We start from the raw sequence: 6,274 nt of genomic DNA, 5'->3' as shown, positions 1-6,274 counted from the left end.
TGTAATATTCAAATAAAACACATTATATAAAATTGGAAATTATTTGAAGTTTAGCTTGATGACATTGCGGTCAACCCCCATATCTCGTGCTAATTTACTTTTGTTGATTTTAATCTTTGATCCCTCCAATAACAATTTTAATTTTGGTAAATCTAAAAGACTATTAATTTCTATTTCTGTGTTTACATTTACTGCAATATGCACAATATTCACCTCAAGAATATTATGCAGTTAATCATCCAAACTGTACATTCTTAAACAATCGTTTCTGTACATACTTAGACTAGCATTTATAGTGAAGGTTATCTTAATTTTTATGAGGATTTTTTGGAGTTTATTCATAGGCAGATGGAAACAAATATACTAAACATAATTAACGAAAACAAACTCAATACTTTAGAAGAGACCTACCATTTCAAATTAATAGAGAAAAACTATGCATTCAATTATTTTATTTCATGGAATCGTTCAAAGGAATTTAGAATCATCTCTAATAATAATTCAACACGGGGATATACAAATTACAGCGGACTCATGGATTATTTAATTGAAGAGGAATCAATACATATTAAAGACAATATGGTATTTTTTAATTTTTGTGAAGAAATAAGGAACTTTCAAAAGTATTTTTACAAAAAAACAAAATCAATATTTTCTCAACGTCTTTATACTTCTTTTCATGAACTTGCATTGATAAATAATGTAAAAATAGGAAAAAGAAAAACAATTGGGTTGGAGATGGAATGTCCTGTTAAAATTAAAGATATTTTCAGCCATTTTGGAATAGATGGTGACCATCTTAAACAAAACGATTTAGAAAAACACATTAATATTTCTCACCTAAATCCACACTATGATTGGTACGGACAAATAGCGATTTCCGACGTTTACGATCTAGTTGAATCTGTAATAAATGGAGAAGTTGAGGAGCCGTTTTCAATTAGAAAGAATAAATGTACATACAACCATACATATGAATTTGATTTTAATTCTAACTACGCCATAGATTGGAACTATCAAGAAAATTGTTATAGGCTAAAGCATTTAGAAAATGGTTCATATGAGTACTTCAATGGAGTTATTAAGTTTATATATTTCATTCATGATGAGGTTAGAGACTTAGATGAATCCATCAAAGAAAGTGCATTAATCGAAGTAGAAAGTTTCATAATTAAAGTATTTGAAGGAGACGTGAATAATCCTGAATTTGCAAGTCTTGTCAAATACTTGTATGAAGGGGATATTGTGATCACAAGTGAAGATATACCATTTTAAAGATCCGAATTGGACTTTTAAAATTAAAATAGCTGTAGGTTGAACTGATACTTTTTAATTAGTACATTCAACTTACAGCTATAAATATAAAAAACGTATTACTTTAAATAAAACATAGAATATCCGAGTATTAAAGAAATTGGGATACTAAACACCATTACCCTTCCTTGCCATGTAATACCTTTTTCAATTTCACTTTCTTTATTATCCTTTCTCGCCAAAATATATCCTCTAAGGATACAAAACCAAAAAAATCCCCCAGCCATCAAAAACAATAAATAATATATACTAACAATAAAATTATCTGTTAAAACAAAAATGGTAAGACTAAGTAAACAGTAGGCAATGAATTTACCAGCAAAAGTGTTGATAACAAAATACTTTGGGATCTTCTCCTCTAATTCCTCTTCTTTTATTGGATAAATATTTAATATCACATTGAATATCACCCCACCCAAAATCAATATCCCTAAAGAAAAAATATAATAATTTATAGCTGGTATTCTGTAATGTAACCACATCATCGGTAAGCATATAGTTGTAAAAATTCCTGAGTAGTAAATCATTAAGGCTAACAAAGCCAATTTGTGCCACAGAGAATCAATCACTTTCCCCATGTCCACTCACCTCCATTTTATTTAAAACTATTTTAACGCGTTTTCTCTAATTTCTCCGCCAATAATATAAAAGAAGTTAAGACCCATATCATTTTGAGTTTCATATTCTTAATTTACGACATCCTTGGGTATAAAAATAAATATTGATAATCAAAATTTGCCATCCTAAATTTTGTCCAATTATCAAACTGGTAACTGTGACTAATTCATTCTTTATCAAATTAGGAAAAAGGTAGTATAATTGTTTTATCTGAAGTGTCTTCTTCATACAAAAATTTTGTGCAAAAGACAAGGACAAAGTATTATTAAAAAGAAGCCTTGTAATCTTAATTAATTTTATACAAAGGTAAATACATATTTAAGGTTATAACTCTTAATACAGAAGGGTTTTCACCCAAATTAATGGTGGAAATGGAGGTTATATAATGAAACTAGGTGCCGCTTATATACGAACAAGTGTAGATAAAACTGGAAACAAAATTAGTCCACAACAGCAATATAATGCAATTAAGGGCTTTGCAGATAACAACTCTATTACACTTGTTAATGAGGGTTATTACGATGAAGATGTTTCTAGTGAAAACTTTGAAGACCGTCCTGCTTTCCAACAACTGTTAGAAGATATTGATAAGTACAATATTAAGTACATTATATTTTATGATAGCAGTCGTTACACTCGTGTAGTTAAGGACTTTATAAATATGACCACCAACTTACAGGAAAAAGGCGTTAAAATCTTCTTAGCAAATAGTGGCAAGGAAGTAAATCTCCTTGACTGGAACAATAACACAATGATGGATTTAATCCAGTCAATTTTTGACCAAAATATGCGTGAAGATGTGAGAAAGAAGGTAAAAGCCAATATAAATGAACTTGTAGATATGGGTTGCTATATAGGAGGGCCCATTCCGATTGGGCTTTCAATAGAAGAAGTAGAAATTAATGAAAGAAAGAGAAAAAGGTATTGTTTAGGGGATACAAAAGAAATTGAGTTGGTTAAAAATATTTTTAAATGGTATTTAGAAAATGATAAAAGCCTAAGTGAAATAGTACGTTTAGCAGATGAGCAATTTGCCGATATTTTAAATGAAAATGATATAAAAAAATACCGTAAAAATGGGACTGAGAACAATTATAATGGAGTGTACTTTAACAGTAAGAAAATCTGGAGAATACTTAGAAATCCATCTTACACAGGTTACATGGTAAAGAACAGAAGAGAAAGACTAACTAAAAAGAAAAGAAAAGATAGTCCGATGGAAGAATGGTATTGGAGTAAAAATTTTAGAGAAGGAAAAGAACCTGATTTCACTCCAATTGTTTCATTTGAAACATAGGAGAAGGTTCAACAAAAAATGCAAGCAAGAAAGCCTAAACAAGAGCACTATGATCCTCAAAGAGAAAATAACCCTTATCTATTATCTAGCATGTTGAAGTGTAATGAATGCGGAAGGGCTATGAATGGTACTTATACAATGGGAAAAACAAAAAAAGATGGTACACGCTCAAAGTTTTATTACTATAAATGTGATGTAGCTATAAAAAGTAAAGGTCAAAACTGTAGTAATAAGAAAATGGTACGTTGTGAAAAGGTTGATAATATAGTTCTTGACATATTTGGTAATGCAACTGTACTGCTTAATGTATTAAAAACGTTATACAATTATCAAAAGGATGCATTAGAAAACAATACTGCATATCTCGAAAAATTAATGAACTTGAAAACAAAATTAAAAAAGCGGAAATTGCAGAGCAGAATGTTATATCAAGTATTGGCGAGGTAACTGATCCAGATTTTAAGATGAAATTAATAAGTCAAGGTGAGGAATTATCAAAACATATTAGACAGTTAAGAAAGCAGAAAAATGAATTAAATGATGAACAAGAAGAACAAAGCATGAAAAAAGTTGAATTGCAGGAAGTCGTAGGGTTATTACTTCAGCCTGAAACCCTTTATAAAAATCAAACAACTAAGCAAGTAAGAAATTATTTAAAACATGTGATAGAATCAATTGAGTATAAGCCAAATAAGGAAATTGTAATGAATTTAAAGTTTGCGAAGAAGTCAATGAGCATCGCCACCGTACCTACTGAAAAGTTTAAAGAATTAAAACAAGAAATAAAAACGGAAAAAGGAAGAGTTAGTAAAAAGAAAGTAAAAGAACAAAATCAAATAGTCCTATTTAGTCTTTTAGCTACCTTATGGGATAAAGATCCTAACAAAATTGGAAAAGATGAGGCTAGTATAATAAACTTTATAATAGAGGCTTTAGATGAATTTAATGGGACGAATGAGGAATTAGCATACCCAAAGTTTAGTGGTACGGTGGCACACGGGGGTTCATTCGTCCCTGTATTTAGGGATAAATGGGCTTTTTTTGTTTTTAAAAAGATGTAGATGGAGTGATCGAAATGAAGAAAATATTTTCCGGAATTCAGCCAAGTGGTACATTAACGATTGGTAATTATTTAGGAGCCATGCAGCAATTTGTTCAATTACAAGAAGATCATGACTGTTATTTTTGTATTGTCGATGAACATGCTATCACAGTCCCACAGGATCGTTTAAAGTTAAGACACAACATACGTTCTCTCGCTGCATTATACCTCGCATCAGGGATTGATCCTGATAAATCAACTCTATTCATTCAATCAGAGGTACCTGCACATACTCAATTAGGATGGATGTTACAGTCGATTAGCTACATTGGAGAACTGGAGCGAATGACACAATTTAAGGATAAATCAACTGGTAAAGAAGCCGTTTCAGCAGGTCTGTTAACATACCCACCATTAATGGCAGCGGATATTTTATTATATAAGACAGATATCGTTCCAGTAGGTGAGGACCAAAAGCAGCATCTAGAACTCACTCGAAACTTGGCTCAACGATTCAACAATAAATTTAACGACATTTTTACGATTCCAGAGGTAAGCATTCCTAAAGTTGGTGCACGCATTATGTCTTTACAAGAACCGACTAAAAAGATGAGTAAGTCAGATGAAAATGAGAAAGCATATATTTCCATGCTTGATGAGCCTAAAAAAATAGAGAAAAAGATTAAGAGCGCTGTAACGGATTCAGAAGGTATTGTGAAGTTTGATAAAGAAAACAAAGCCGGTGTATCCAACTTGATGACGATATATTCAAGCTGTACTGGCGAATCAATCGAGGCAATTGAAGCTAAGTATGAAGGAAAAGGATATGGCGATTTCAAAAGTGATGTTGCACAAGTTGTAATTGATGTATTAAAGCCAATTCAGGACCGCTACGATGCATTGATTGATTCCGAGAAATTGGATGATATTTTAGATCATGGTGCAGATAAAGCATCTATTCCAGCGAACAAGATGCTTACTAAAGCTAAGAAAGCAATCGGATTAGGTCGAGTTAAAAAGAAGAAATAGCATTAGAAGGAGGATATTCCGTACTGGAATATCCTCCTATTTGCGGTTATTCCGCGCTTTTGTATGAGAATTCCGCATTTTCGCTGGTTATTCCGCGTTCGTGTACTGGAATTCCGCGTTTTCGCTGGTTATTCCGCATTCGTGTACTGGAATTCCACGCTTAGCACACTTATTTACGTGTTTCCACTATATTATTTCTGTTTGGACGTATTCTGCTCCGGATTTTGTTCTAACTCCCACATTTGCTCCAAGAAAGCTTGTCCCTTTATTAACTTGGCACATAAGTCTTCATGGGCATTACTCCATCCTTGCCTTACACCCTCGAGTAGTGCGTTCCATACCATTTCTTCATCCATATAACGGATGAATGGATATTGTTTAGGATCCCATTCCGTTAACCAGTATCGTAACTCTTCTAAATTATTAGTCGTACGCAACTGATCCAGCGCCATCATTAATAATTGCTTTAATTGTCGTTCTCTTCTCGTCAGCCCAAAAATTAGTTCTGGAGTCATGGATAACATATGATACTCTTTTTCAACTAAATTCTCATTAAATTTAAACGATTGAGGCTTCGTGTTTCGGACCATATCGAAAACCAGGTGCTCTTGTCTTGGAATTAATCTACTTTTTCGGATAGGAATTTGATAGCCAATTGTGTCTATCGCTACAATATCGTTTCCATCTGTTACTACACATGCATAATCGAGCATTGTTCTTTCTTGCCCTTTCCGTACATACGCACGTTTGTAAATACTATCCAATAAGCCTTTAGGAAGGTCATGCATATCGTTTTCTATATAGTTATAGAGTGCTTGTGTTATGTATAGTAATGGAACCTGATCTAATAATTCTATCCCATCCTCCTTACGCCATTCGTGAAAGTAACACACACTATACCCATTTTCTTCTCCTTCAAACCAATTCACCCAAACATCGTGTAAATACATCATAAAACAACCCTCACTTTTTTT

Annotated in this window: 7 protein-coding genes; 5 read left to right on the top strand and 2 right to left on the bottom strand. The window is 32.4% G+C overall.

The window, feature by feature from the left end; genetic code table 11:
- Positions 1-348 precede the first annotated feature (348 nt).
- The gene (locus ACFQ3N_RS04720; RefSeq protein ID WP_390360049.1) at positions 349-1,275 is read left to right on the top strand and encodes a hypothetical protein; all 927 of its coding nucleotides are present in this window, start codon (positions 349-351) and stop codon (positions 1,273-1,275) included.
- A gap of 98 nt (positions 1,276-1,373) precedes the next feature.
- Here ACFQ3N_RS04720 and ACFQ3N_RS04715 read toward each other — a convergent pair whose 3' ends face one another.
- Complete coding sequence (locus ACFQ3N_RS04715; RefSeq protein WP_390360047.1) at positions 1,374-1,892, bottom strand: hypothetical protein; 519 nt, start codon at positions 1,890-1,892, stop codon at positions 1,374-1,376.
- A 425-nt stretch (positions 1,893-2,317) separates the two neighbouring features.
- On the opposite strand from ACFQ3N_RS04715, the gene ACFQ3N_RS04710 reads away from it, so the two are divergent.
- Genes ACFQ3N_RS04710 through trpS form a run of 4 tightly spaced genes read left to right on the top strand, consistent with a single transcriptional unit; the run spans position 2,318 to position 5,300 of the window.
- Positions 2,318-3,229 (top strand): recombinase family protein, encoded by a 912-nt coding sequence (locus ACFQ3N_RS04710; RefSeq protein WP_390360046.1) that lies wholly within the window; start codon positions 2,318-2,320, stop codon positions 3,227-3,229.
- A gap of 18 nt (positions 3,230-3,247) precedes the next feature.
- Positions 3,248-3,676: a zinc ribbon domain-containing protein gene (locus ACFQ3N_RS04705; protein ID WP_390360044.1), complete on the top strand. Its 429-nt coding sequence runs from the start codon at positions 3,248-3,250 to the stop codon at positions 3,674-3,676.
- A gap of 17 nt (positions 3,677-3,693) precedes the next feature.
- Positions 3,694-4,290, top strand: a complete 597-nt coding sequence (locus tag ACFQ3N_RS04700) for a hypothetical protein (protein WP_390360042.1) — start codon at positions 3,694-3,696, stop codon at positions 4,288-4,290.
- Positions 4,291-4,304: 14 nt separating this feature from the next.
- The gene (gene trpS / locus ACFQ3N_RS04695) at positions 4,305-5,300 is read left to right on the top strand and encodes a tryptophan--tRNA ligase (RefSeq protein ID WP_390360040.1); all 996 of its coding nucleotides are present in this window, start codon (positions 4,305-4,307) and stop codon (positions 5,298-5,300) included.
- Between the two features lie 191 nt (positions 5,301-5,491).
- On the opposite strand, the gene ACFQ3N_RS04690 is transcribed toward trpS, so the two are convergent.
- On the bottom strand, positions 5,492-6,253 hold the full coding sequence (locus ACFQ3N_RS04690) for a YjbA family protein (RefSeq protein WP_390360039.1): 762 nt from the start codon (positions 6,251-6,253) through the stop codon (positions 5,492-5,494).
- Positions 6,254-6,274: the final 21 nt, after the last annotated feature.

Origin of the sequence: Virgibacillus byunsanensis (assembly GCF_042675965.1) — a bacterium.
Lineage (GTDB): Bacteria > Bacillota > Bacilli > Bacillales > Amphibacillaceae > Virgibacillus_R > Virgibacillus_R byunsanensis.
This window is presented reverse-complemented; position numbering and strand designations above follow the sequence as displayed.

Coding starts and splice junctions, on each gene's coding strand:
- ACFQ3N_RS04720 (WP_390360049.1), top strand. CDS start 349: ATGGAAACAAATATACTAAACATAATTAACGAAAACAAACTCAATACT.
- ACFQ3N_RS04715 (WP_390360047.1), bottom strand. CDS start 1,892: ATGGGGAAAGTGATTGATTCTCTGTGGCACAAATTGGCTTTGTTAGCC.
- ACFQ3N_RS04710 (WP_390360046.1), top strand. CDS start 2,318: ATGAAACTAGGTGCCGCTTATATACGAACAAGTGTAGATAAAACTGGA.
- ACFQ3N_RS04705 (WP_390360044.1), top strand. CDS start 3,248: ATGCAAGCAAGAAAGCCTAAACAAGAGCACTATGATCCTCAAAGAGAA.
- ACFQ3N_RS04700 (WP_390360042.1), top strand. CDS start 3,694: ATGAAATTAATAAGTCAAGGTGAGGAATTATCAAAACATATTAGACAG.
- trpS (WP_390360040.1), top strand. CDS start 4,305: ATGAAGAAAATATTTTCCGGAATTCAGCCAAGTGGTACATTAACGATT.
- ACFQ3N_RS04690 (WP_390360039.1), bottom strand. CDS start 6,253: ATGATGTATTTACACGATGTTTGGGTGAATTGGTTTGAAGGAGAAGAA.